Source organism: Vibrio sp. YT-19(2023), from assembly GCF_033337395.1.
Genome location: NZ_JAWOQN010001184.1, coordinates 1 through 512 on the forward strand (window position 1 = coordinate 1; position 512 = coordinate 512).

The following is a 512-nucleotide window of genomic DNA, read 5'->3' on the forward strand; positions in this document are numbered from 1 at the left end:
GATCGCGAAATACCCATAACCAGCGACCTTGTTTGGTATGAGCAATGTAGTAATCGCGAATAATTTCGTCGCCATCCCACCATCCGGATACGATTCGTTCTGGTCCATGCACCAGCGATACTTGTTCTTGCAGAGCTATTGGGATAGGCAGTTGCATTGCTGGGCGCAGCAAATCTGGGATGTTATGAGTTGATACGTCTGGCTCATCGGCTAGTCGGTATTGGCTGGCTTTCTCCGGTCTTGGGTCGCAGGCAATATCTGGTTTGAGCACTGCACTTTTCCCAAGTTTAGCTTGGAGTAAAGAGAGCAGTTCTAACGCATTCATCTGTCCTTTGGGCCCAGAAAAAAGATCTCGCGCAGCACTTAAAGGCTCACCCTGACGAACAACTTTGAGTGTCAAACCGATCACCGCTCCATTAAGCGTGAGCGACTCTAAGCTCAAACTCGCCAGTTGTTGCCAGCGATGGCATAGATAATCGCCTTGAGCAGAGGTGAGTTGAAGATGCTGCTCG

At 49.6% G+C, this 512-nt stretch carries 1 pseudogene; it reads right to left on the reverse strand.

Annotated elements, in window-relative coordinates:
• Window positions 1-512: pseudogene (locus R7E78_RS30740) on the reverse strand (DNA polymerase Y family protein); the annotation flags it as partial.